The sequence below is a fragment of the Vibrio sp. 03-59-1 genome (assembly GCF_013114135.1).
In the GTDB taxonomy this organism is placed as follows: Bacteria; Pseudomonadota; Gammaproteobacteria; order Enterobacterales; family Vibrionaceae; genus Vibrio; species Vibrio cortegadensis.
Genome location: NZ_VTYA01000001.1, coordinates 362,790 through 388,512, shown reverse-complemented (window position 1 = coordinate 388,512; position 25,723 = coordinate 362,790). Strand labels below are relative to the sequence as shown.

Annotated in this window: 21 protein-coding genes; 20 read left to right on the top strand and 1 reads right to left on the bottom strand. The window is 40.6% G+C overall.

Features of this window, described 5'->3' with window-relative positions; all coding sequences use genetic code 11:
* Positions 1 to 44: 44 nt before the first annotated feature.
* Positions 45 to 563, bottom strand: a complete 519-nt coding sequence (locus F0249_RS01615) for an Hcp family type VI secretion system effector (protein ID WP_171755616.1) — start codon at positions 561 to 563, stop codon at positions 45 to 47.
* A gap of 584 nt (positions 564 to 1,147) precedes the next feature.
* Between F0249_RS01615 and tssI the strand changes: the two genes are divergently transcribed.
* The 20 genes from tssI to F0249_RS01520 all read left to right on the top strand — a co-directional run bounded on the left by tssI (position 1,148) and on the right by F0249_RS01520 (position 25,624).
* Positions 1,148 to 3,121, top strand: a complete 1,974-nt coding sequence (gene tssI, locus F0249_RS01610) for a type VI secretion system tip protein TssI/VgrG (RefSeq protein WP_253825259.1) — start codon at positions 1,148 to 1,150, stop codon at positions 3,119 to 3,121.
* Between the two features lie 74 nt (positions 3,122 to 3,195).
* Positions 3,196 to 4,125: an S-type pyocin domain-containing protein gene (locus F0249_RS20390; RefSeq protein ID WP_216599487.1), complete on the top strand. Its 930-nt coding sequence runs from the start codon at positions 3,196 to 3,198 to the stop codon at positions 4,123 to 4,125.
* Entirely contained in the window at positions 4,125 to 4,625 is a 501-nt protein-coding gene (locus F0249_RS01600; RefSeq protein WP_171755615.1) for an ankyrin repeat domain-containing protein, read from the top strand. The genes F0249_RS20390 and F0249_RS01600 overlap by 1 nt, the downstream gene beginning before the upstream one ends.
* A 143-nt stretch (positions 4,626 to 4,768) precedes the next feature.
* Positions 4,769 to 5,053 (top strand): type VI secretion system PAAR protein, encoded by a 285-nt coding sequence (locus F0249_RS01595; RefSeq protein WP_171755614.1) that lies wholly within the window; start codon positions 4,769 to 4,771, stop codon positions 5,051 to 5,053.
* A 445-nt stretch (positions 5,054 to 5,498) separates the two neighbouring features.
* The gene (tssA, locus tag F0249_RS01590) at positions 5,499 to 7,052 is read left to right on the top strand and encodes a type VI secretion system protein TssA (RefSeq protein ID WP_171755613.1); all 1,554 of its coding nucleotides are present in this window, start codon (positions 5,499 to 5,501) and stop codon (positions 7,050 to 7,052) included.
* A 17-nt stretch (positions 7,053 to 7,069) separates the two neighbouring features.
* On the top strand, positions 7,070 to 7,564 hold the full coding sequence (gene tssB / locus F0249_RS01585; RefSeq protein WP_171755612.1) for a type VI secretion system contractile sheath small subunit: 495 nt from the start codon (positions 7,070 to 7,072) through the stop codon (positions 7,562 to 7,564).
* Positions 7,565 to 7,568: 4 nt separating this feature from the next.
* Entirely contained in the window at positions 7,569 to 9,044 is a 1,476-nt protein-coding gene (gene tssC / locus F0249_RS01580; protein WP_171755611.1) for a type VI secretion system contractile sheath large subunit, read from the top strand.
* 80 nt (positions 9,045 to 9,124) lie between these two features.
* On the top strand, positions 9,125 to 9,523 hold the full coding sequence (gene tssE, locus F0249_RS01575; RefSeq protein WP_017054502.1) for a type VI secretion system baseplate subunit TssE: 399 nt from the start codon (positions 9,125 to 9,127) through the stop codon (positions 9,521 to 9,523).
* Positions 9,520 to 11,271, top strand: coding sequence for a type VI secretion system baseplate subunit TssF (gene tssF, locus F0249_RS01570; protein WP_171755610.1), 1,752 nt, complete (start codon positions 9,520 to 9,522; stop codon positions 11,269 to 11,271). The genes tssE and tssF overlap by 4 nt, the downstream gene beginning before the upstream one ends.
* Positions 11,235 to 12,242, top strand: a complete 1,008-nt coding sequence (gene tssG / locus F0249_RS01565; protein WP_017054504.1) for a type VI secretion system baseplate subunit TssG — start codon at positions 11,235 to 11,237, stop codon at positions 12,240 to 12,242. Before tssF ends, tssG begins: the two co-directional genes overlap by 37 nt.
* Positions 12,236 to 14,860, top strand: coding sequence for a type VI secretion system ATPase TssH (gene tssH, locus F0249_RS01560; protein WP_171755609.1), 2,625 nt, complete (start codon positions 12,236 to 12,238; stop codon positions 14,858 to 14,860). The genes tssG and tssH overlap by 7 nt, the downstream gene beginning before the upstream one ends.
* Complete coding sequence (locus tag F0249_RS01555; RefSeq protein WP_171755608.1) at positions 14,857 to 16,443, top strand: sigma-54-dependent Fis family transcriptional regulator; 1,587 nt, start codon at positions 14,857 to 14,859, stop codon at positions 16,441 to 16,443. Before tssH ends, F0249_RS01555 begins: the two co-directional genes overlap by 4 nt.
* Positions 16,443 to 16,574, top strand: coding sequence for a hypothetical protein (locus tag F0249_RS20320; RefSeq protein ID WP_017054507.1), 132 nt, complete (start codon positions 16,443 to 16,445; stop codon positions 16,572 to 16,574). Before F0249_RS01555 ends, F0249_RS20320 begins: the two co-directional genes overlap by 1 nt.
* Before the next feature lie 2 nt (positions 16,575 to 16,576).
* Positions 16,577 to 17,845, top strand: a complete 1,269-nt coding sequence (tagH, locus tag F0249_RS01550; protein WP_171755607.1) for a type VI secretion system-associated FHA domain protein TagH — start codon at positions 16,577 to 16,579, stop codon at positions 17,843 to 17,845.
* 9 nt (positions 17,846 to 17,854) lie between these two features.
* Positions 17,855 to 18,349 (top strand): type VI secretion system lipoprotein TssJ, encoded by a 495-nt coding sequence (gene tssJ / locus F0249_RS01545; RefSeq protein ID WP_171755606.1) that lies wholly within the window; start codon positions 17,855 to 17,857, stop codon positions 18,347 to 18,349.
* Between the two features lie 15 nt (positions 18,350 to 18,364).
* A complete protein-coding gene (gene tssK, locus F0249_RS01540; protein WP_171755605.1) occupies positions 18,365 to 19,687 on the top strand; it encodes a type VI secretion system baseplate subunit TssK in 1,323 nt (440 codons plus the stop codon).
* Complete coding sequence (gene icmH / locus F0249_RS01535) at positions 19,688 to 20,524, top strand: type IVB secretion system protein IcmH/DotU (RefSeq protein ID WP_171755604.1); 837 nt, start codon at positions 19,688 to 19,690, stop codon at positions 20,522 to 20,524. It abuts the gene before it with no gap.
* An 11-nt stretch (positions 20,525 to 20,535) separates the two neighbouring features.
* Complete coding sequence (tssM, locus tag F0249_RS01530) at positions 20,536 to 24,054, top strand: type VI secretion system membrane subunit TssM (RefSeq protein ID WP_171755603.1); 3,519 nt, start codon at positions 20,536 to 20,538, stop codon at positions 24,052 to 24,054.
* Positions 24,054 to 24,725: a PP2C family serine/threonine-protein phosphatase gene (locus F0249_RS01525; RefSeq protein WP_171755602.1), complete on the top strand. Its 672-nt coding sequence runs from the start codon at positions 24,054 to 24,056 to the stop codon at positions 24,723 to 24,725. Before tssM ends, F0249_RS01525 begins: the two co-directional genes overlap by 1 nt.
* Positions 24,722 to 25,624, top strand: a complete 903-nt coding sequence (locus F0249_RS01520; protein WP_171755601.1) for a serine/threonine-protein kinase — start codon at positions 24,722 to 24,724, stop codon at positions 25,622 to 25,624. Before F0249_RS01525 ends, F0249_RS01520 begins: the two co-directional genes overlap by 4 nt.
* Positions 25,625 to 25,723: the final 99 nt, after the last annotated feature.

Genomic DNA, 25,723 nt, shown 5'->3' with positions numbered 1-25,723 from the left:
CTATTTGATTTGCTTATCTTGAAACCATAAACATGACGAAGAGCTTATGAGCTCATTGCTGTACGCCAGTCGTCAGAGCCAAACGTTCCAGCCACTTCATGAGTCCACTCAATGGCACGATACGTCATGAATACGTCTTCTAAGTGTGTGAAGTGAGATAAGCCTGGGTCTTGGCAGTTAGGCATTTTTGCCACGATATCAACGATGATCGCATCGGTTAATGTGGTGGTGAAGTAGTGCTCTTGGGTTCCAGTAGAAGAGGTACGGTACCACTTAACTTCTACTTTCGGTAAGCGCTCACCAGAAGTTAATGCGTTGTACATAAGCGGTGAGGATTTATCAAAAATCTTAGATATTTTGACTGGCTTGTGGACACGTTGCCCCGTAGGTTGACCCGATTGTGGATCACGAGGAAGCACCACCTGGTGTTCAAATCCTTGAACGATTACTTCGTCTTCATGACCTTCTTGGAAAATGTTACCGACAGAATCTTCAGTAAAGTTACCCGCACTGATCAGACCCTGTTTTTCGCCTTCAATGCGCATATAAGCTGGAGTTGGCATATTGCTACCCTATTTAGTTAAGTGAATGTATGATCCCACTCAACATAGCGATAACTGTGCCAGTTTTATTTTACATATAAATCAAATAGTTAAACATCAACGTTAGAATCCTATTATGTGAAAGCTTGAAAATAAAGCCGGAATTATTGAAAAAGAATCAAGGAAAATACCGTGCCAGTTATTACACAATCAAGATATTGCTTTTCCGGATAGAGTAACAATATCGCCCCTCTCCTAAAGCCATCTCCTTTCACTACTATATTGGCATAATAATTTCCCTGATGGTTTTTCAAGCTTTTATGCTTTATTTTCAATCTTTCAATCTTTCTACAATAAAACCGCAAACATAACCATATGATTTTTATCAAATTAAAATATGGCACGCTAATCGCACTACAGTGAAAATAATTTTAGTCTCGAACTCCCAAGGATAGGTCATGGCGGATCTCATGCGATTATTAACCCAAATCATATTCTCTTAACGCGACCGTTTTTCAGTTATAGAGGTAACGCATAAACTATGCCTTAAGAATTTTTCTTATTTCGCGTTATTTCTTTTTTTATTGTTATTGAGGGTGACACCTATGGCACTGCCAGCCAATCGAACATTATTTAACATTGATGTTGCATCTATCGAGACACCACTCAGCGTGTATGCCTTTGAAGGTGTCGAGAAGATTAGCCAAAATTTCCTGTTTCAAGTCACTATTGTTTGTGATGAACCAAATTTAGAGCTTGAAGATTGGCTGCAACTCCCTGTCACTCTCACTTTAAAAAATAATAACCCTAACAATGAACAGCAAGATGATCATCGTTATATCAACGGTATTATCTATGGTATTGAGCAACTCACTCATACAGACCGGCACTGTCAATATCAACTGAGCATTACGCCAAAAGTCGCGCTACTCCAACATCGCTGTGGGCACCGTATCTTTCAAGATAAAACCGTATCAGAGATCATCACTCTTATATTGAATGATGCCGGGATCTTATCTAGCGAGTACCAATTTAGGTGTTCGAATGCGCAACAACCAAGAGATTACTGCGTGCAGTATGGTGAGTCAGAGCTCGATTTTATCCAGCGCTTAATGAGCGAAGAGGGCCTTCACTACCATTTTGAACACCACCTAAATGGCCACAAAATGATCATTGCTGATGGTCAAGATGGCTTCTTGCAACTGCCCGCACTTCCGTATAATCAAGAAGCTGGACTAAAGGCAGACAGTGACGCTATTTTTGCCTTTCAGCTCAAACAACAGACCAAAACAGGCAACATTACATTACAAGATTTTGATTTCCGAAAACCTGAATTCACTCCCCAAGGTCTAGCTCAAACCAACATCGTTAATCAGCGATCGTTAGAAGACTACCACTACCCTGGAGGGTTTCACACAGAGCGATGTGCCAACGCTTTGGCAACGCTCGCTCTAGAACAACATCGCAGCCAACAGGTTGTGGTGCATGCACAAAGTAACTGCAGCCAAATCACCTGTGGGTATTTCCAGCCACTATTGAACTACCCTAAGAGAACGGATTGGAATGTCGATTGGCTCGTCAACGAAGTGCAGCACTCAGGCAAGCAACCTCAAGTGCTGGAAGAGTATGCAGATGGAGCAAGTTCCTACCACGCTCAGTTTATCTGCACACCTTGGAATACTCCTTTTCGCACTCCAGCGTTAGCAAAACCTATCATTAACAATATTGATACCGCTATCGTGACCGGCCCTAAAGGTGAAGAGATCTACTGTGATGAGTTTGGCCGTGTAAAAGTTCAATTTCACTGGGATCGTGAAGGTAAAGCTAACGAGAAAACCAGTTGCTGGTTACGAACCTCTCAAGGTTGGGCTGGCAATGGCTATGGGCAATGGGTGCTTCCTCGAATTGGGCATGAAGTGATCGTGAGCTTTATTAATGGCGATCCGGATCACCCTATTATTACGGGCTCACTGTATAACGGACAAAATCGAACCCCTTACGAGCTCCCTAGCAGTAAAACTCGCAGCACGTTCAAAACCTCATCATCACTTGGCGGCGATAATTTTAATGAATTACGCTTTGAAGATAAGAAAAAGAGTGAACAGATCTCTATTCATGCCGCCAAAGATATGGATATGTTAGTGCAAAATGATCGCACTCAAGAAATATTCAATGACGACCATTTAACAGTTCATGATTCACGCTTTCAGGAGATCAAAACCGATCATCACAAAACCGTTCAAGGTAGCCGATTCGACACCACCAAAGGCGATGCTCACCAACAAGTGGAGGGCTCTCAACATAGTAAAGTAGAGAATAAGTCTTTGACTGACATTGGGAATGAGCTGCATTTAAGCTCTGGGCAGAAAATAGTGTTTGAAGCTGGCGCAGAGATCACGCTAAAAGCCGGAGGCAGTTTTGTGAAGGTTGATCCTTCGGGTGTGACCTTGTCTGGCACTGGCGTTAAAATCAACTCCGGAGGCAGTCCGGGCAGTGGCTCAGGTTATGCGGGTGAGATAGCACAATTGCCGGAGCTATCAATAAATAATCAAGAAATAATCAAGAAATACAAAAAGTAGACCCGATAACAACTCAATACGAACAATCCGCATTTTTAGCACTTCCTGCGTATGCGGCGAGTGGTAATCAAAGTGTGATTAGCCACGCATCAAAACTGAGCGGCTTAAGTATTTCAAGAGAAGCATTAGGTCTCTTTGCTAGAGCCGGCGGTGGCTTAGGTGCAGCTCTTTGGCCTTCTCCATTAGGGGATAGCTCTTTGGATAACGTTGCTCAACTATCCTCACAACCCACGCAAACTACTCGCGTTCGATTTAACATGAGCACCGACAAGTTCGGCAAACAACAAGTGATCGGCATAAAAACAAGGGATGGCAGTGTCTACGGCGAACGCATAAATAAGCGTGAAGCGACTCAAAGTGGTGAAAACTATATTGCTGAGCTCGATAATGGTATTACACTAACATGGACACCAGATGAATCAGGTCATCTCTTATCGCCTAGCACGGTTTCACCTGAAAATGACCAACTCGATGTACATAATATTTGGGTTCGCCCCATTGAGGAGCATGGACAAGAGATTGGAACGGCACTTTACCCTGAGACAGATCTGGCTGAGTATATTATTACTTTCCCAGCGGATTCTGGAATACCGCCACTGTATCTTGTCTTTAACCAACTTAGAGATGAGTTAGGACGCTTTGCTTCATCAGGTGAGCCTAAACCAACTCTTCAACGTCCTTCTTTACGATCTGAAACAAAAAGGCAGATAGAATCTAATGCCATGAAAGATAATAACGGAAATTTTATTGGTGAAGACAGAAATATTTTAACTGACTGGCATTATGGACATAAAGAAGGATTGGAAAATAGACGAGTGATTAAAGCGGCAGAAGAGCTTGATATGACTCAACAAGAATTAAACGATTTTATGAATTCTCGCCCTGATTACTATCAGATTGAAGATGCTAAAACAAACTTAAGCCATGTGAATGAAAAGCCAGGTTCAAATGGTCTAGAAAGAATTAAAATTCATATGAAGAAATTTTTAAAAAGGACTAAATAATGAGCATTGAACTAGTTGAAGCTTTAGATGATGGGGATGTTGAGAAAATCCAAAAACTTATCTTAAATGGCGAGGACATATACCGTATCACAGAAAATGATAAATGGACCTATCTTCATATTAGCTTGACCGATTTAATGGATAAAACACCAGTTAAATCAATCGAATTCCTTCTCGAACAAGGTTTAGATGTCAATGCCATAGATAATTATGGGAATACTCCCTTAATCTATGCTGTGCGTCAGCGTAATGTAGATGGTATACGCTTGTTATTGGAAAATGGTGCAGATAAATTGCTTGAGCATGAGAATAAAAAGGCCATTGACGCACTACGAACAGGGTTTGATCGAATGCCACTTGATCATGATACCTTTGAAATTTTACTCTCTAATGGAGCTAACCCAGATAAGAAAAATTCAAATGGTACGACTGCCAGAGAGCTTTTAAATGTTATTGCTGGAGTAGAACAAAATATTTATGAACTTTTCGAAAACTATTAACACCCTTTGCTACAACTAGCTTAAGACTACCTATAAAATCCTGATATTTACTCATCAATACAAACGCGTGTTTATTTGTCGACACTAAGCAAACATTGTTAACGAAATTGATTAAAACCAAAGCATTGAATAAGGAACATCTCATGCCAAAAGCTGCACTACTCGGTGATATTGGAAGCGAACACGATGGCTTCCCGCCAACACCCATTATTTCCGCGAGCCCCGATGTCATGATTGATGGCAAACCCGTGGCCCGCCTTGGGGATGATTTAGAGCCTCACGACAAACCTAAAAACCCGCCCCACCCTCGAAAAATTGCATCGGGAGCTTCTCACATATTAGTCAATGGCAAACCCATCGCTATTGATGGCAGCGCTGTTAACTGTGGCGGTGAAATCAAAGCAGGCAGTAGCGTGAATATTAAGTAGTTTCAACAGTGTTAGCAAAACCTATATTTTAAGCCAAGATATGCGACTTCCCTCACACCTTAGCACGCACCTTACATTTAAAAAATGTCACATTACAAAAATGGAATAGTTCAGTACTTTTAAAGGATAGATTCTATTAATAGAATCTATCCCTCTAATTGGATTTTTTATTTTAATTACAAAACTAACACTAACACTAACACTAACCATCTCAAATATGAGAATAATTATTACATATCTATAATTCAAAGAAAAAACAGGATTAAAAATATAATATTATGTGCTACTTTCCCATCAAGCACAAAATAGTGCAAAACATTCAGTTATTGACAAAAACAAAAATAAACGTTGCATAGATAATTGAAAATATAATTATAAAAGCATCAGCATCTCACTAGCAGAGCTAGGTTACGTTGATTTCGTATGACATTAGGCTAGGTTATACATGACAAAACACAACAAATTACTCACTTATATTAGTGAGGGAACTCCTGCGGGTGTTGAATTAAAATATGACGAACGATTTGAAGCTATTGAAAATGAAATCAACAACACAAACAATTTATTTTCAAATAAACCAACTGATTGGGACTTTATAAAAAACCACTCTGAGGTTTTGCTTGAAAGTGAATCTAAAGACTATCGCTTATTGAATTGGTACTCTAAATCAATATACAAACTAAACAGCTCCATTAATAATTTAATTTCGGCTGTTTCTTTGCATGATGATTTCATCACCATATTTGGTGAATCCGCATACCCACAGCGTAAAAGAGCTCAAATCAGTATTTTGTCTGATTTCCTTAATTTTGCAGAAAAGGAAATTGGAACTTATCTTGATGATCTAAATAAAGAAAATCTATCTTCAACGTTAAATTGCATTACCTCTCTAGATAAGAGTTTAATGAAATTACATCAAGACGATGCTTTTAATCTTCTGCCGTTAATAAAAAAAATCAAGATGGCAATCAAGCGTATTGATTCATCAAAAAGCGAAGACAAATCGATTAAAGAGATAAGTAAAACAACGGTTTTAGAAAAAGCTAAATCTGTAGCTACGCACTTACTGCATATCGAGACCAGTATTGAAAGTGATAGAGATGCAAATAAAGCATTTCGTCAAATACAAGAAATGAGCAGAAATTTGACTGAATATTGGCTTAAACAAAATTCAGCCGACACGCGCGTATTTAAGCTTAATCGCTCGTTAACCTGGCTTAATATATTTCAAGCACCAAAAGCAGATGATAAGGGAATTACTCCATTAAAACCTGTACCTATCACTAAAGTTCAACAATACCAAACTCTTTTAGCGGAAGAAAAATATGCCGATTTGCTTATTCAAATTGAAGCAAGTTTAACCAAGTCACCGTTTTGGATTGATGGCCATTATATGGCATGGCAATGCCTAGAAGCTCAGAATAAAAAAGAAGCGGCGACGATTATCTGCCAAGAGGTCTCACAGCTATTACTGCAATTTCCTGAATTACTAGAACTTAGTTTTGATGATGGGACATTATTTGCCAGCAACGATACTCAAAGTTGGATTGCTATTCAAACTGCAAACTCATCACCCTCACCTTTAGAGTCTACTACTGAACATAATATCAATAATACTATTGATGAATGGGAATCTGAGCTCGATAAGTCAAAGAAAGCACTTAAAACCAGCACATTAGCTTCTTCAATCCAACCTTTAATATCAGGATACAAACAAGCGAATTCCGGTCGTGAACGTTTTTTTTGGCGATATTCACAAATAAAACTATTAGTTCAAGCTAGAAAATTTGACTTAGCCAGCACCTTGTTGAATGAACTTGACTCGCTATATGGCCAGAACGTTTTAACTACATGGGCCCCTGACTTACAAGAACAGTTACTTGAACTTTGGCTCACATGCTTAAACCAATTACCCAATAAAAATCAGGATCCAATTCTGAATAAATCAATACGCGATCGACTTTGCTGCTTAAACCCAGTTCAAGTCATTAGCGATTAATACTCCAAGGAGAAATCATGTCAAAAGAAGGATCTGTTGCCCCAAAAGAACGTATTAACGTTACGTTTAAGCCAGCAACTGGTGGGGCAACTGAAGAGAAAGAGCTGCCTTTGAAAGTTATGGTTTTAGGTGATTTCACCAACCAAGCCGATGATCGCAAACTGGAAGAGCGCCAGCCAATCAACATAGATAAAAATAACTTTAATGATGTGATTGAAAAACAAGCACTGAATATCGAGTTTAATGTTGATAACCGATTGCAAGAAGGGGGAAACGATGAAATTCCCGTGTCTCTGGCTATCAAAAATATGAAGGACTTTGAACCAGCAAGTATTGTTGATCAAGTGCCTGAATTAAAAGGATTAATGAATCTTAGAGAAGCGTTAGTTTCATTGAAGGGTCCACTAGGAAATGTACCATCTTTCCGTAAAGCCATTGAAGAAGCCCTCGTAGATGATAGTGCTCGTGACAAGTTACTTGCAGAGCTTGGCTTAAACGACAACAAGGAATAACGTCATGAGTGAAACAACAACAGTTGCCGAAACACAACAAGAATCATCAATCGGCTTACTCGATCAAATTGTATCTCAAACGAACATTCAACCAAATGATGAAGCATATGGTATCGCCAAGCGCGGAGTGAGCGCATTCATTGAAGAGCTTTTAAAACCTAATAACCAGTCAGAGCCCGTTAAAAAAGCACTCATTGATAAAATGATCACTGAAATTGATCAACGATTAAGTCATCAAGTCGATGCCATTTTACACAATGATACCTTCCAAAAACTTGAGTCTTCATGGCGCGGCCTCAAAATGTTAGTTGATCGTACTGACTTTCGTGAAAACACTAAAATTCAACTCATTAATGTATCTAAAGATGATCTACTTGAAGATTTTGAAGATGCACCTGAAATTACTCAATCGGGACTCTACAAACACATCTATACCGCTGAATATGGTCAATTCGGTGGTGAACCAGTAGGCGCTATTATTGGTAACTACGATTTTGGCCCTACAGCACCGGATATCAAGACGCTACAAAGTGTTGCAGCTATATCCGCTATGTCTCATGCCCCATTTATCTCTGCTGCTGGGCCAAAATTTTTCGGTTTAGAGAACTTCGAAGGTTTACCTGATCTTAAAGATTTAAGTGACCACTTTGAAAGCCCACTTTACACAAAATGGCAAAGTTTCCGCGAACAAGAAGATTCACGCTTTGTTGGGTTAACTCTACCTCGCTTCCTTCTTCGTCAACCTTATGATCCTGAAGAAAACCCTGTAAAAACATTTAATTACCAAGAAGACGTATCGCAAACTCATGAGCACTACCTATGGGGAAACACGGCTTTTGCAATGGCATCACGCATTACCGATAGCTTTGCAAACTTCCGCTGGTGCCCAAATATTATTGGGCCTCAATCTGGTGGTGCGGTTAATGACCTTCCCCTCCATAATTTTGAAAGTATGGGGGATATTGAAACTAAGATCCCAACCGAGGTCTTAATTTCAGACCGCCGAGAGTATGAACTCGCCGAAGAGGGATTTATTGCTCTTACTATGCGTAAAGGCTCTGACAATGCAGCATTTATGTCGGCGAACTCTGTTCAAAAAGTAAAAACTTTTGGTAACAGTGCTGAAGGAAAAAAAGCAGAGCTTAACTACCGTTTAGGCACTCAACTTCCGTACCTATTTATTATTAGTCGCTTGGCACATTACATAAAAGTTCTTCAAAGAGAGCAGATCGGCAGTTGGAAAGAACGAACCGATCTGGAAGCTGAGCTTAACACTTGGATTCGCCAATATATTGCAGACCAAGAGAACCCACCAGCAGAAGTGCGCAGCCGCCGCCCATTACGCGCAGCACAAATTACCGTTCATGATGTTGAAGGTAATCCCGGCTGGTATCGAGTTGGCTTAGCGGTTCGCCCACACTTTAAATATATGGGTGCCGACTTCACGCTTTCTCTTGTTGGGAAACTGGATACCGAATAATTATCGACACTCCTAATGATTCATTGTTAGGAGTGATCCTTATCATAAATTAGACATGAAGTTGTAAAAGGAAGTGAATAATGCGCATTAGACTTTTTGAACGTCTTGCAGGCAAAAATAACGGTATAGAAGCTCTTTCTGACTCAGAGAAAGTGTCACTTTCTATTAAAAATCATGTCATCCAGCTATTAGAAACCCGCCAAGGTTCGGCTCTTACTGTTCCTGATTTAGGTTTACCTGACATCAATGCCCTGCATTTGAGCCCTCATGATGCAATTCAAAATGTAAAGCGCGAAGTAGAGCGAGTGGTTCGCGTTTATGAACCACGTATAATAAATACCTCAGTATCTTACTTAGGCGACCTACACTGTCCCTTGCACCTTTCGTTTAACATAACCGGCGACATTATCGTTCACGGGAAACGAGAACAAATTGCATTCAACACTAACGTGAACAGCCGCGGATACCGTGCTGCATGAGCTTTAATGAGTACTACTTAAGCGAGCTATCTGCTCTCAGAGAGCTAGGTAAAGAATTTGCTGATGAGAACCCAGCTCTGGCGCCATTTTTAAGCCAACATGGTCAAGATCCAGATGTTGAGCGCCTATTTGAAGGGTTCGCTTTCTTGGTCGGACGCTTAAGACAGCGTCTAGACGATGAACTTCCTGAATTAACTCATTCACTGATGCGCTTATTATGGCCAAACTATATTCGCCCTGTTCCATCAATTAGCACATTGGCTTTTAAACCAAAGCCAGAATTAACTCAAAAGCAAACGATAAAAGCTAATACTGAAGTTAAAAGCAACAAGATCGAAGATACCGCCTGTATTTTTAAGACTTGCTATGACACAGATATTTATCCGCTTTCGATCCATTCAAGTAAATACACCTCAACAGGTGATGGCGGTGTATACACGATTAAGTTGGCCCTTGAAAATGGAGCACAGCTTAGCGACATAAACCTCAATACGTTACGACTTCACTTTCACGGGGATAAATCAACTTGTCTAACCTTGCTGCTAGCAATGAAGGTTCGTACCACAAAACTTGAGTATCGTTTAATTAATAGCGAAGGCGAGCGAATAAACAACACCACCTTAGCACTAAACACCCTCAAAGAAGTCGGCTTCGAAAAAGATCAGGCTCTACTGGAATATCCTTTAAATACATTTATGGGATACCGCCATTTACAAGAATTTTTTTGCTACCCAGATAAATATCAATACATTGATTTAGTCGATCTTCCAATATGGCCTGTCGAGTTAACAAAACAGTGTACTCACATTGAGTTCAGCTTTAAATTTGAACAATTATCTATGACTCAGTTCTACCCTGACAGAGCTAAAGTCGCGCTTTTTTGTACTCCAATTGTCAACCTATTTGAGGCTGATGCCGCCCCTATTTTACTGAACCATACCAAAACACATTACAAACTCTCTCACGCCACTTTAAGTGACGATAAAAGCATTATCGTTGGCGTAAATAGTGTGGTGGGTTGGCAACCAGGCACTCATGGGCGAATCAAATTTCATGATTTCGAATCCTTTGAACATGATGCGAATAACAATGATGGTCAATTTTTTAGTATTAAACAGTCACCAAATATCGTAACTCGTCAGTTCGATACCTACTTATCTTTTAACCTAAATAATACTGAGCATCGTTCTACTACGATTTCAATTTCGATAAAAGCTTGTAATGGTTCGCTTCCTTGTAAGTTGTCTCTCGGCGATATCAGTGAAAGCACCGATTCATCACCAGAATTTACGACATTTAAAAACATTACCATGCCAACACAATCCTACGCTCCACCGATAGAAAAAGATGGATTATGGTCGCTGATATCCAATATGTCGCTCAACTATATCTCGTTAACCCAGCCAGAAGCGTTAAAGAAGCTCTTGGTCGCGTATGACTTTCCCGGTGCCCAAAATGACACCAAAGCGAAACAAACAAAAAGGTTACTTGGTGGCATCAAAAATATGTCAACGAAGCCAATTGACCTGCTGTTACAGGGCCTTCCTGTTCGAGGTATGAATACACAATTAACACTGGAATCTAAACATTTTTTATGTGAAGGCGAACTCTACTTATTTGCATCAGTATTGAATGAATTTTTTTCACTCTACACCAGTATAAACACCGTCAACATGTTATCTGTACAAAGTTCAGAAGGAGGCAACTACTCATGGTCACCACGAGTCGGTCAGCAACCTGTGATTTGATACTGGTTAATAAAGAAATTCGTCGATTCTCTTTGATTCAAGCCGTCGATAGAATTTGCGATCTATTAACCGCTAAAATCCCTCATCTATCAAAAGATGAGGCTTATGAACGGATTCAATTTGTGGCCAATCCATCTCAAGGATTCGCTGCGAGTGATGTGGAGTGCGCAGAGCTAATAAACGATGCTCAAGGACAACCCAAAGCAATCATAACACTGAACCTATTGGCGCTATTTGGTAGCTCTTCACCAATGCCAAACTACTACAACGATTATGTTTCTAATAGTGATAGTAAAAACATTCAAAATTTTTTGGATATTTTCCATCATAGAATTCATAGGTTAATTAAAACGGTATGGAAAAAGTACCGTTATAGCGCTTCATTTCGCACCGGAGCATCAGACACTTTTTCAGCACAAACTTTTGCTTTATTAGGCTTGAGGGATAAAGAGCTCCGAGAAAATCAACATATAGACTGGGCAAGACTACTCCCATATGTAGGGTTACTTAGCCAAAGAGTTCGCTCTGCGTCGGCGATAGAAGCCGTGCTTCGGTACTATTTTCAACTCCCTCATATCGACATAGAGCAATGTACATTGCGATACAGTCAGATTCACCCTATGCAACAAAATCAGCTAGGACTCATGAGCAGTACATTAGGTATGGATACCGTTATTGGCACTTCAGTAGAAGATCGCGCCAATAAATTTCGTATCCATATACGTCAACTAACTTGGCAACAATTCCACCGTTTTTTAGCGGGCGAACAAGATTGGAAAGCACTGCATCAATTGGTTCCATTTGTTGTTAAAGATCCACTCGATTATGACATCCAGCTTCATCTTAAAGAGAATGAACCCCGCCCACTAAGAATAGACAGCACTAATGATTGTCAACTTGGTTGGACGAGTTGGCTAGGTTCTAAACCCAATGAGAGAAGTATTACACTTTCAGGAAAAATATTATGCTAAACGTTGAACTTCAACAATTAATCAAAGCGTTAGATAAAGAATCACACCTTGCTCTTGAGCAAGCTGCGCAACTTTGTGTTTCTCGTGGTGGGCATGAAGTCTTATGTGAAGATTTTATTCTAGCTATATTGAACAATGAGCAGAGCTTTTGGAATAAAGCTTGTATGCAGTTTGAGATCAACCGTGAAGCATTAATAAAAACACTACAACACTCACGTAAAGTCTCAAATAATGAGAGCACTCATCCTGTCCTTTCTCCTGCATTAGTTGAGTGGCTACAAGAGTCCTACTTACATTCCACTCTTGAACTGAATCTATCAGAAGTGTTATCAGCAGGTATGCTATTAACACTCTTAAGTAACCCAGGGAAATATGGGCACACACCTTATTATGCACTGCTGGGAGACATCCCAAAAGACAAACTGAAGCAGCAAGTAGCAGGCTTAATTGATGCCTCTCAATCTTTAGACATCACGAACAGTGATGCTTACGAGATGCTAGAAGCTTATACCACGAATTATACGCAATTAGCTCGTGATAATAAGATTGACTCTGTGCTCTGCCGTGATCATGAGATACGTCAGATGGTCGATATCTTGGCTCGTAGACGGAAAAATAACCCAATGATAGTGGGTGAAGCTGGCGTAGGGAAAACGGCTTTAGTCGAAGGGTTAGCATTAAAAATAGCCGCCAAAGAAGTGCCCGATATTCTTGAAAACATCACTCTATTATCATTGGACTTAGGACTCCTACAAGCCGGTGCAAGTATAAAAGGAGAGTTTGAGCGCCGCTTAAATGGCGTAATCGAAGCCGTTAAACAGAGTGCGGAACCAATCGTGCTCTTTATTGATGAAGCCCACGCCCTTATAGGGGCAGGCGGGCAGGCAGGCAGTAATGATGCCGCTAATTTGCTTAAACCAGCCCTTGCTCGTGGCGAACTTCGCACTATAGGTGCCACAACCTGGTCTGAATACAAAAAATATATCGAAAAAGATCCTGCACTGGCTCGTCGCTTTCAACCCATTAAAGTAAATGAACCTAGTGTGGAACAGGCCATCACTATTTTACGTGGGTTAGCCGAATGCTATGAAGAGACACATGGTGTCTATATTCGCGATGATGCCATTATTGCTGCTGCAGAACTATCCGCTCGCTATTTAACTGGACGACAACTGCCAGATAAAGCCATTGACCTGCTTGATACGGCATGCGCTAGAGTCAAAATCAATTTACGAGCAAAACCTAGTGAGTTAGAGCGTTTAGAACACAATATCGCCATTACTGAAAGGGAGCTAAAGTCACGCCAACGAGATTTAGAAGCGGGCTTAAAGTGTGATGCTCAAGAAACAGCAGAACTCACTACACAGTTAGCCAATTTTCAGCGCCAACAGCAAGAAATAGAACAACAGTGGTTAAACCAACAAGAGGTTGCACAAGCACTTTTAGATACTCGCCAAGCGATCACATCCGGCGACTCAACAATAGAAAAAGATCAACTTATCACCAAACAAACTGAATTAGCTCAACAACTTGCCACATTAAAAGAGCAACATGATTTAGTTAATTATGAAGTATGTCCATCACTCGTTGGTGAGGTCATCGCGCACTGGACAGGGATCCCGCTTGGAACCTTGATGAAAGCGAGAACTGAACAAGTTCTTACGATTCGTAGCAAACTAAAAGAACAGATAAAAGGCCAAGACAATGCCATCATTGCTTTAGAACAAGCCGTACAAGCTACCGCTGCTGGTTTAAATAACCCTAATGCACCTACTGGCGTCTTTCTCTTTGTTGGACCAAGTGGCGTGGGTAAAACACAAACGGCTCAAGCCATTGCTGATCTAATGTACGGTGGAGATCAATTCCTGACCACTATCAATATGTCTGAATTTCAAGAAAAGCACACGGTTTCTCGACTTATTGGCTCACCTCCTGGCTACGTGGGTTACGGTGAAGGTGGCGTATTAACAGAAGCCGTCCGCCAGCGTCCCTACTCCGTTGTACTACTTGATGAAGTAGAAAAAGCCGATCCAGAAGTCATGAATCTGTTCTATCAAATATTTGACAAGGGTGTTGCAAATGATGGCGAAGGAAGAGAAATCAACTTCCGCCAAACATTGATTATCATGACCTCAAACTTAGGCTCAGATGTCATCGAAAAACTCTGCTCTCAACCTGTTCAACTCGTAGAGAAAGAAGAGAGCGTTGAATTTACCAGACCCGAACATAACAGCCTTAACGATGCGATTAGGCCAATCCTAAATCAATATTTCAAACCAGCTCTCGTTGGCAGAATGAATATTGTCTCCTTCTATCCGCTCGAGCAAGACACCATGCTTGAGTTAGCCGAAATTCGTATGAACCAATTAGTCAAACTAATGGCAAAACAGAATATTGAATTTAGCTACAGCCAAGACGTTTTAAAACAAATTGCAAGCTGCTGCACCTTGTCAGAAACAGGGGCAAGAAATATTGACACCATTATTAATGGGCAAATTAAACCAACACTCTCGGCACAAATTCTTAGCGCAATGTCAACAGACACACCTTTAGTTAGCGTTCATCTTGATAAAAATAACCAAGGCCAATTTTACTGCAAGTTTCAGGGGGGAGCATGAACTCTTTAACATCGAATCCAATAAGCTCTACAACCTTGGCGGATTCTCTGTATCAATTAGGGATCCAAACGAAGTACAGCAATACTCTAAATTGCTGGCTCCTGTCTATTCTCGCATTAACTGAAGCCCAAAAGGTACTGTGTTTTTTACTTGATCCAGAAGGTACCCATTTAACTAACATTGCTTCAGCAGACTCGGAGGGCGTTGCAATAGAAGCTGACCCTCAAGGGCTCAGTGGAACCGATTACGACGATGCAAATGCCCTGACTCTTTGTTTGACTGAAGGGAGAAGTTTTAATTTTAAATTCAGTCAATGTAATGACACATTGCGCCATATTCTATTTACCGCAGATGAACGCTATCAAATCGAAGAAGGGAGAATAATGCTGCTTCCTTTGCATAATCCAAATAGCAGCCATTCTGTTATGGGTGTATTAGCGATATACATGCCTATCGAAAACAATCAAAACAGGCTAAATAGCGATCTTCGTACCATCAATCACCTAGCGATGACTAAGATCGCTATGATGCGCACTCTGACAACCGAATCACTCAATAAACCTCAGCTAAGAGAAGTCTCCAGTCCGATTCCTGAAAACTACGGAATCATAGGTAAAAGCAAAGCGATTAAAGCGGTTCATTTAAAAATTTCCCAAGCTTTACATATTAATCAAAATATTCTCGTCACAGGAGATACAGGGACAGGTAAAGAGCTAATAGCCAAAGCCATATATCAATATGGCAACCGCAGAAATGAAGTGTTTTGTGTGCAAAATTGCGCATCCATTCCAGAACACTTGCTAGAAAGTGAGCTATTTGGTTATAAAAAAGGGGCATTTACAGGTGCAGATCAAGACTATGATGGTCTATTACGCTCGGCTCAAAATGGCATCCTCTTCCTTGATGAGATTGGTGATATGCCAATCCAATTACAAGCAAAACTACTTCGGGTTCTCGAAGAAAAACGAGTACGCCCACTGGGTTCTACTTCCTCTTTTCCTATCAATGTACGCATTGTGGCAGCAACACATCAGAACCTTGAAATGCATATCCAAAAAGGACTGTTTCGCAGAGATTTATACTACCGCCTAGCCCAATTTCCAATAGAGCTCCCGCCGCTACATCAACGAGAACAAGATACTGCTCTTCTGGCTGATTTTTTCATAAAGCAATATGCGAAAGAAAATTCAACGCCAATCAGCTCCCTATCTGATTCATGCAAAAAAAACCTTTCGAGCCATCGTTTTCTCGGCAACGTTAGAGAACTAAAAAACATCATCGAAAGAACATTAATCATGAGTTCAAACCCTCACTCAATTTGTCCTCAGATTTTGGCTAATGAACTTCCAAGTTCAAATTCAAATTCAACTAACACAACCGCATCATCATTTGATGTAGAAGGCGTGGATGGCAGCTTATCGACTCAAATTGATCAATTTGAAAAGAGGTTATTAACTCACTATCTGGACAAATACCGAGGTCAGTTACAAACCGTGGCGCAACAACTTCAGTTGTCAAAAGGGTCGCTTGATTACCGAATGCGAAAATTTAACTTATCCGCTAAAGAATGGAGACACCAATAATGAAACATTTAATTTCAGTACTGTTTTTCAGCACGCTGCTCTCAGCCTGCACCAATGTGGCAGACTATCGTCCTATTGGTAGCCCACCACCAGCAGAGCAAGCCGAACTCATTACAGATGAGGTTAACTGATCATGGAGTTAATATTCGAGATTGTTAAAGCGGATCATACAACACCAGAAATGGACTCCACTTTCACGTTTAAACAAACTGGAGGCATTATCGGTCGAAATAGTGAATCTGACTGGTGCTTGCCAGATCCCAAGCGCCAAATATCTAATGTACATGCCGTTATCTCATTTGAGAGTAATACTTTCTATATAACCGACAAAAGCACCAACGGTACTTACCTAGATGGGCAGGAGGCGTCATTAAATAAAAACGAACCTTATCCTATTAAACATGGAGATACATTTGAAATAGGTTCCGTTCATATACAAGCACAGATTAAACAAGATCCAAGTACTTATCACTTTGATAGCACATCCATTGAGGACATGATCCCTGATGACAGCTTTCTAAACGATGAGCCAGTCGAAGAACTACTCGCCACAGATGACGAGTTGGCTATTGATCACATGTTGGATCCATCAGACTCTCCAGAGAGTGATGTTCGCCTTTTAAAAGAACAATTCATATCGCCAGAACTTAGCCCAAAAATACAATCAGAACCAGTACAAATGGGTGATGCAACCGATGATGTTTTTTATGAATTCACAGGCAAAAGAGCTGAAGAAATTGAACCATCAGACGAACCGACCATCGCCGTCACCACTGAGCCTCCACAGCAAAAGAGAACAGCCACACCAGACGATCAATCAGCCATACTAGCTGCACTCGCCAAAGGTCTAGGTATTGATATTCATCAAATAGAAGATGACGCTCAATTCGCTTATGACGTCGGTATTTTGCTGCGTACATCGGTATCCGGTATTCAGCAACTATTACGAACTCGTACCGAGCTTAAAAATAATCTTTCAAGTCAAGCAACGACCATTCAAGCCCAAGGTAACAATCCAATTAAATTTACTCACGATAGTCATGAGGCTCTAAATATCCTCATCAATCACAAGCCAGGTTACCTACAGGGAATCGAAGCTGTTCGCCAAAGCTGCCGTGATATACAAGCCCATCAACTGGCCTTAAATGACGCTTGCCATAATACCTTAGACGAAATGATAGAGAAACTATCACCGAAAACCTTAGTGTACCGCTTTGTCCAAGATGGGATTAAACCTCGCTTCAAATTCAGCAGTGCTGATGGGCAATATTGGCAATCTTATGTCCGCCTACACGAAAAAATCGTAGCAGACAAAGATTGGCGTAATGCCCTACTAGAGCAAGATTTTGCCAAACACTATGAAACCCAACTTCAACTACTTAATGCAGCACTGCGTGTTTAAGAGGACAACATGAAAAAATTATTACCACTATTCTTACTTATTTTACTCAGTGGATGCAGCAGTCAACCAGATCCGACATTAATCGATCTCAAACTCGCAGCATCTTCGAATTTAAACCCCGATCAAGTAGGCCGACCTTCACCAATGGTGGTCAAATTAATTGAGCTAAATGCTGCAACCACCTTTGAAAATGCGGGCTTTTTCCAACTGTATAACAGTGCATCCTCGACTTTAGGGCCCGATTTAGTGGCCGAAGAGGAGATTATTATGAGACCTGGTGAAACAAAAGATCTCAAACTCCGTATAAATGATGGCAGTAAATATATCGGGGTTATTGGCGCTTATCAGCAGTTAGATGACTCTCAATGGAAGTTTTTACACACGGTTGAAATAGAAGACAGACAGTCCGTTGAATTAGCTATCACCAAAAGCAGCATCCTACGAGTGAAGTATGTAAAGTCACAGAAAAACAAACCGACCACACCTAGCACCGACAACGAATAAAGGAAGTACAGAGTCATGAACAAAGTGGTTTGGAAAGAAGGAATGCTGTTAAGACCACAGCATTTTCAACAGCACGACCGGCATTTACATCATCAAATGCAAGTTAGAACACAACATCAGAACCGATTCAATTGGGGAGTCTATTCACTCACCATAGATCAACATCACCTATCGATTGGCAAAGTAGTCGTAACGGAAGCCAAAGGGATCATGCCCGACGGCACGCTATTTGACATCAATCACCAGTCAAAACCTTTGATATGGGAGGGGGGCCAAGAGAGCAATGGTGCAATGCTGTATTTATCTTTACCAATATCCAGCCCCAACACCCCTGAATCACGTAAAAAAAATGATGATAATATCACGACTCGATATATCTCATTTGATGTAACGATATCGGACAACAATGCCAACATGCAAAATATCCAAAATGTTAGCTGCGGTGAACTGGATTTTCATATTCTAGCGGATGCAGATATTGATAATCAGTGGATAAAGCTACCGATATGTAAAATTAAACAAGTGATGCCAGAAGGAATCATTGAGCTTGAAAGTGACTTTGAAGTGCCATTCATCAATGGCAGAAACTCTGGTTATGTTCAGCGTACCCTTCGCGAAACCTTAAACCTAGTGACTCATCGAGCCAATGTACTTGCTGAACGCATAACCCAGTCGGCCCATGCCACCTCTGAAGTTGGTGACTTTTTGCTACTGCAACTGTTAAACAAAAAAGAGCCTCAACTCAATTATCTACATAACGCAAGCAGCTATCACCCTGAAGAGCTCTATCTCAATTTATTATCACTACAAGGAGAGCTTGCGACCTATAGCCCTGAAACGCGTCGGTCGAACCTGAATTTATCCTATAACCACCAAGATCAAATCGCATGCTTTAAAGAGTTAATGTTTAATCTAAGAGGCCAACTAACTCAATCACTAAAACAGAATGCTTTAGAGATCGAGCTACAAAAACGTAATCATGGCGTGCTGGTTGCCCCTATCAATGAGAGCGATCTTATCCATGGTTCCACCTTTATTTTGGCGGCTCGTTCAAATATGGATCCAGAAACTCTGCGTAAACAACTACCACCGCAGCTAAAAGTCGGTCCTGTAGAAAAGATCCGTAGCCTAGTCAACCTCCAACTTCCGGGGATCCGCTGCCGAGCTTTACAAGTAGCACCGCGACAAGTGCCTTACCATGGTGATTGTTGCTACTTCGCTCTTGACCTCAATACTACCGACCGCTCACAACTTACCCAATCAGGTGGTTTTGCTTTCCATATTGCGGGCGATTTCGACGATCTATCACTTCAGTTTTGGGCAATAAGGAATAGCTAAATGAACAACATAAGCAGTATAGATGATCGAACAGTTCTAATCACCCAACAGCCTAACGAAGCATCTGCCTCATTAACCACCCAAGCTAACGCGCCAAGGTTTGAACAACTCCAGGAACGAATGGTTTACGCTGCGCGTCTGAAACCTGAAGAGCAGATCATTGTCGGCATCAACCCTTTAATTGATGCCGCTACCCCCATATTAGGGCTCGCGGCCGATCTCAAAAAAGAGACCTATCAAGATATAGAACTACTCAAAGCACGTTTAATTGATGAAATTAAAGCCTTTGAATTTCAAGCGCTTAACTTTGGGGTAGAGAATAACTATATTTCATTATCGCGCTACCTTCTATGCACTTTTGTTGACGAAGCCGTTGTCACCACCCCTTGGGGGCACAACAGTAACTGGTCTCAACAAAGCATGCTAAGTACATTCCATAATGAAACCTATGGTGGGGAAAAGTTTTTCCTATTACTTGAAAAACTAAGCCGTAACCCAGCTAAATTTCTCAATTTATTAGAGCTCATTTACCTCTGCTTAAGCTTAGGGTTTGAAGGAAAATATCGGGTGCTCTCTAGAGGACTTATCGAACTTGACACCATCAGAGATAGTTTATATCGCCAAATTCGTTCACTTCGAGGTGATGAGCCCACCGGTCTATCTCCAAACTGGGAGCCCAAAAGAGTTCAGCGGCACAAGCTTGCACGAAATACATCAAGAATCGGAATTTGTTGCGTCGTACTCCTTTGCCTTATCGCTATGTTCAGTGGCTTTTACTACGTACTTGATCAGCAATCTGTACAAGTTGCAGGTTCTTACCTTCAGATTACTCAATAGGATTTCAAAACATGAAGGCTGTATTCAAAAAAATTTGGGAAACCTTAAAAAAAACCTGGTGCTGGAGTCTAGTTCTCACCCTGCTCATTAGCGTCATCGTTGTGATCTGGGGAGCAGAAATCGCAATTGGTGGTCATGCATTTTTAACAGCGACCAGCAGTAAAGTCATAGCAATCATACTCTTCTTTGCAATCTGGGGATTATCGCTATTCGCACTCGACTTTTCAAAAAAACAGCAAGCACTTTCAGAAGAAAACAAAGAGATAACTGAAGCTCGTGCGGCAGAAGAGTCCATCATTCACGATTCAGTTGATATATTAAAAGATAAGCTGAATGACGCCATTGCCACCATAAAACGAGCAGGCTTATACGGAAAATTAAATGACGATGTGAAGTATCAACTTCCATGGTACATGGTGATAGGCCCTCAAAACAGCGGAAAAACCACGCTACTAGAGTGCTCTGGTCTTGATTTTCCTCTGAATCAAGCCACTGGTAAATACACAAGAGATATTCAAAGTAGTCAACACTGTGAATGGTATTTTGCCAACCATGCAGTACTTCTAGATGCCGCAGGACGTTTCTTTGATCAAGCCTCTAATTCCATTGAAGGCTCCATTTGGGGGCAGTTTTTACACCTACTAAATATTAAACGCCGTCGTCGTCCAATCAATGGCATTATCTTAACCATAGATATCCAAACATTACAAAATCCAGATGAAAATGAAATCGAACAACATGCTCGATACGTTCGAGATCAACTGCAAACATTAAGAGAGAAATTAAACTCTGATGTACCAGTTTATTTAGTATTAACAAAAACCGACAAAATTACTGGGTTTGACTCTTTCTTTTCTCAGCTTAGCCGCGAAGAGATGGATCAAGTGCTCGGAGTCACATTTAATGAAGGTGAAGGACAACAAACAGAATATATAAAACAAGAATTTGAACAGCTCCTACGTCGCTTAAACGCTCAGCTTTTGTCACGCCTTCATACTGAACGAGATGTAATAAGACGCGCAGATTTACTGCAATTTCCAAGGCAGCTAAATGCAATTGTCGAACGTCTCTCTCTTTTTTGCGAACTATCATTTGCAGAAACACGCTACCACACCCCTACTCACCTTCGTGGACTTTACCTAACTTCCGTTCCAGAACCTGAAGCGCAAAATATCGACTCCACATCAACAGCTATCGGGCAAAATTTGGGGATAAGTCAGCGAGCTCTACCAACCTACAAGCATCAACGTGGTTTTTTCATTCGACGACTGCTTGAAGAGATCATTTTCCCTAACAGTGAACTAGCAACATTAGATGAAAAATACGAACGTACTGTCAAATTAAGAAACACCATGTTTTACGCTGGCTCAGTATCCCTTATCATCCTCTTTGGTGGCCTATGGGTCAGCGGTTTTCTGAGCAACCACAGTAAACAGCAAGAACTATTAGCACTAAAAGAACAGTATCAGAACCGAATCTTGCATGTCTCACCTTTAGCCAGTTCTATTGAGTTACTACCAACGCTCAACACGCTCTATAAAGCAACACAAGTCTACTCACACGGCGATAAGAGCTTCGCTGAACATTATTCTGGTTTAGATCAAAGCAACAAGATCATTACAACTACAGTAGAAACTTATCAGCAACAGCTGAGAACTTTACTGCTACCTCGCATTGAAAGTGAGCTAGAGAAGCAAATAGAAAGCAACCAAGACAATCGAGAGTTTTTAACTAAATCACTACGTGCATATCTAATGCTTAAACAGCAAGAGCACATGGACAAACAGTACCTTGAAGAGTGGTTAGCTCTTAACTGGTCTTATATTTATAGTGGCTCAGCAACGGAACAGCAATCACTACAAAAGCACTTTAAACGCCTGCTCAATTCTGGCTTTGAACCTGTAGAGTTAAACGACAACTTAATTGCCAAATCACGCAAATATCTACGTGAAGCGAATACATCAGAGTTAGTCTACCAAATGCTCAAAGAGGACCCAGATGTTGAAGGTCTCCGCGATCTAAAATTCAGCGACTACTTAGGCCCATCTCAACTGTTATTTAATAATACAGATACTGTTATATCAGGGTTTTACACTCAAACTGGATACCAAAAAATATTCCTAAACAAAGGGTTATCTGAAGTGCAGACCCTAGTGAATGAAAACTGGGTATTAGGTACCTCTACCGACCTAAGTTCATTAGAAATAAGAGAGTTATATGCTGAAGTAGAAGACCTCTATTTCAATGACTATATTCGCTACTGGCAAGATGCCGTCAATCAGCTGCAGATCATTCCAGCGACGGATTACGATCATGCCGTTGCTCAAATAACCAGCATGACAGGCTCAAGCCAACCAATCGTAAAATTACTATCAATCATAAAAGACAACACTACGTTTATTGATGAGTCCCAAATAGCAGATAAAGTAACCAAAGGAAGCAAGAAAACCCCGATCGGAAATAATTTAACCAAACTCGCGGCTTCAGGACTATTCAGCGTTGAACAACGTACAGAAAGCGCTAGAAAAGCAGTATCACGCCAGTTCCAAAGCTTAAATCAATTACTAACCCAATCCGCAGAAGCCGATATACCTCTGCAAGATGCCTTGGTTTCAATCAATGAGCTTGGTGCAAAATTAGCCATCATAAACCATTCACCAAACAGCCTAAAATCATCGTTCAAACTCGCTAGAGATCGAATGCAAGGCATGCCTAATGTAATGAATGATGTGCAAATTTCGGCAGAAAACCTTCCACAACCATTATCAAATTGGTGGAAACAGTTATCGAGCAATGCATGGGGAACCATATTGAATTCCGCAAGAGGTCATGCGCAATCTCTCTATGCTGATCAAGTCGTCTCTCCCTATACGTTATCTTTAGCAGGGCGCTACCCGTTTAAGAAAAGTAGCAGAGATGTCAACATTGCCGATTTTGATAGCTTTTTTCAAAAAGACGGAGCTTTAGATCACTTCTATAACAATACCTTAGCACCATTTGTTAAATACAGAAGTGGGAAGATGTCGCTTAAAAAAGTGAACGGCCAAGATATTGGACTATCCAATCTCTTCTTATACCAGTTCGCGAAAGGACTTAAAATTAAAAGAAATTTTTATGGTAATAAAGGAAGTGATGCCAACCTTAACTTTAAAATTACACCATTCGAGTTAGACGCAAGCGCCCTTCAGTCAACCTTCTACTATGGCAAGACTAAAGTGCTATATCGCCACGGACCGAGGCAAAAAGTCGCGCTTAACTGGCCAATTCAAGGACAACGCCAGTACGTGAGTTTTGTATTGCAAGACCTCAACGGAACTAAAGTCATCAATAAGCAAGGTACAGGTCCATGGGCGCTGTTTAGAGTGTTAGATAGCTTTAAAGTGCAAAACTATAAAGGAAAAGATGTACTAAAAATTGATCTGCAAAATCGCGGAATGAACGCTAAGTACCTCATTTACAGTGAGCGCACACCAAACCCGTTTGACCGGAAAATGCTAACGAACTTCTCACTACCGAAGAAGCTATCATAATGATCGCTTTTTCTTCTGCGAGCTTTACCCATCAGGGTAAAGTTCGAGTTAAAAATGAAGACGCCTTGCTCTCTTTGAGCTCAAAAAGCGTCTGGGCTGTTGCTGACGGTATGGGAGGCTACGATTATGGTGAACTCGCTAGTCGCATGATCATCGAAAGGCTAAAAGATGGGACCTTCACTGGCACATTAGAGCAAAGAATTAACGCAGCTAAAGAACAATTACAGCAAGTTAATTACCACCTAAGCCAAGAGAAAACCCTATCTCAAAGCTCTGTTATTGGCAGTACCGTCTGCTTACTTCTTTCATACAAAGAGCATATGGCTTGCGTTTGGGTTGGTGATTCACGCTGCTACTTATACCGCCAAAAAAAGCTCTATCAAATATCAAAAGACCACACAACAGAAACAGAGAAAGGCAGAGAAGTATTAACTCAAGCTATTGGGATGGGTTACTCACTAAATATCGAGCATTGCATCTTTTCTATCCGCAACCATGACACGTTACTACTCACAAGCGACGGAGTACATAAATCCATTCCTGTTCGTGTCATTCAGCATAGTATGGAGCACACAAATACCGCCAAAGGAACTCAATACTTACAACAGATGACACTACAAACTGACGCTACAGATAACTTGTCTGCTGTTATGATCAAGGTAACTCAATGAGCCACTTAAACATAAATGATTTTCTTGCCGGTAGTGCCGAAATCGAAGCGCCTAAATCTATAACCAAAGCGCCAATCGCCCACCCTTTACCGGAAATCATCAATAACCGCTATAAAATAAGGCGTATCGCTGGTATCGGTGGAATGGGTATTGTTTACGAAGTCAGTGACCTATTGCTAACTAGCCTGAATATTTCAAGTGATAGATTGGCCATAAAAGTATTAAATGCAGAAGCACATCAATATAACGATGCGCAATGCATTCTAATTAATGAATACACGCAAACTCGAAAGCTTCACCATCCCAATATATTACCTATTCAGAAAATAGAGTTATGCAATAAAACAGACAATACTTTTCTTCTCATGCCACTCATTCAGGGAGATCTACTCTCAATACTATTAGATTCACCAATGAGTCATATCTCCAATGCTGAAAGAGTAAATTATGCCATCCAATTAATAAATGCCGTTTCACACTGCCATAACAGTTCAGTAATACATGGCGATATTAAACCTGGCAATATACTAATTTCAAAGGAAGGGCATTTATTCCTATTTGATTTTGGTATTAGTCGAAGCCTTAATGAAAAAGAGAATCAGTTTGCTATTGATTTCAATAAAGTACATGCATGGAGCGGAAATTTTGCCGCTCCAGAAGTTATAAATGGGCAAACCTCAACAATAAAAAGTGACCTATTTTCGTTAAGTATTCTTATCTATAAATTACTGTTCAATATTCATCCCTATCAACAAGAGCACCTAATAAATAGAAGCACGAATAAAACACTCGCTAATATTCAACAAATATTACTACAAGGGATGACGCCAAAAGAACAAGACAGAACTTTAGGTTTCCAACAGCTTAAAAAAGACCTGTACCGCCTCCAGAGTCGATAATATTGGCATATTTTTTTCCAGGATTGAAAATCAATCATTTATGCTTGATTTTCAATATTTCAATAATAGAAAAGATCACCAATACACGTAACAAACTGA

What these genes read in the sequence shown, in the direction of transcription:
- F0249_RS01615 (WP_171755616.1), bottom strand. Translation starts at nt 563, where the DNA reads ATGCCAACTCCAGCTTATATGCGCATTGAAGGCGAAAAACAGGGTCTG.
- tssI (WP_253825259.1), top strand. Translation starts at nt 1,148, where the DNA reads ATGGCACTGCCAGCCAATCGAACATTATTTAACATTGATGTTGCATCT.
- F0249_RS01600 (WP_171755615.1), top strand. Translation starts at nt 4,125, where the DNA reads ATGAGCATTGAACTAGTTGAAGCTTTAGATGATGGGGATGTTGAGAAA.
- F0249_RS01595 (WP_171755614.1), top strand. Translation starts at nt 4,769, where the DNA reads ATGCCAAAAGCTGCACTACTCGGTGATATTGGAAGCGAACACGATGGC.
- tssA (WP_171755613.1), top strand. Translation starts at nt 5,499, where the DNA reads ATGACAAAACACAACAAATTACTCACTTATATTAGTGAGGGAACTCCT.
- tssB (WP_171755612.1), top strand. Translation starts at nt 7,070, where the DNA reads ATGTCAAAAGAAGGATCTGTTGCCCCAAAAGAACGTATTAACGTTACG.
- tssC (WP_171755611.1), top strand. Translation starts at nt 7,569, where the DNA reads ATGAGTGAAACAACAACAGTTGCCGAAACACAACAAGAATCATCAATC.
- tssE (WP_017054502.1), top strand. Translation starts at nt 9,125, where the DNA reads ATGCGCATTAGACTTTTTGAACGTCTTGCAGGCAAAAATAACGGTATA.
- tssF (WP_171755610.1), top strand. Translation starts at nt 9,520, where the DNA reads ATGAGCTTTAATGAGTACTACTTAAGCGAGCTATCTGCTCTCAGAGAG.
- tssG (WP_017054504.1), top strand. Translation starts at nt 11,235, where the DNA reads ATGGTCACCACGAGTCGGTCAGCAACCTGTGATTTGATACTGGTTAAT.
- tssH (WP_171755609.1), top strand. Translation starts at nt 12,236, where the DNA reads ATGCTAAACGTTGAACTTCAACAATTAATCAAAGCGTTAGATAAAGAA.
- F0249_RS01555 (WP_171755608.1), top strand. Translation starts at nt 14,857, where the DNA reads ATGAACTCTTTAACATCGAATCCAATAAGCTCTACAACCTTGGCGGAT.
- F0249_RS20320 (WP_017054507.1), top strand. Translation starts at nt 16,443, where the DNA reads ATGAAACATTTAATTTCAGTACTGTTTTTCAGCACGCTGCTCTCAGCC.
- tagH (WP_171755607.1), top strand. Translation starts at nt 16,577, where the DNA reads ATGGAGTTAATATTCGAGATTGTTAAAGCGGATCATACAACACCAGAA.
- tssJ (WP_171755606.1), top strand. Translation starts at nt 17,855, where the DNA reads ATGAAAAAATTATTACCACTATTCTTACTTATTTTACTCAGTGGATGC.
- tssK (WP_171755605.1), top strand. Translation starts at nt 18,365, where the DNA reads ATGAACAAAGTGGTTTGGAAAGAAGGAATGCTGTTAAGACCACAGCAT.
- icmH (WP_171755604.1), top strand. Translation starts at nt 19,688, where the DNA reads ATGAACAACATAAGCAGTATAGATGATCGAACAGTTCTAATCACCCAA.
- tssM (WP_171755603.1), top strand. Translation starts at nt 20,536, where the DNA reads ATGAAGGCTGTATTCAAAAAAATTTGGGAAACCTTAAAAAAAACCTGG.
- F0249_RS01525 (WP_171755602.1), top strand. Translation starts at nt 24,054, where the DNA reads ATGATCGCTTTTTCTTCTGCGAGCTTTACCCATCAGGGTAAAGTTCGA.
- F0249_RS01520 (WP_171755601.1), top strand. Translation starts at nt 24,722, where the DNA reads ATGAGCCACTTAAACATAAATGATTTTCTTGCCGGTAGTGCCGAAATC.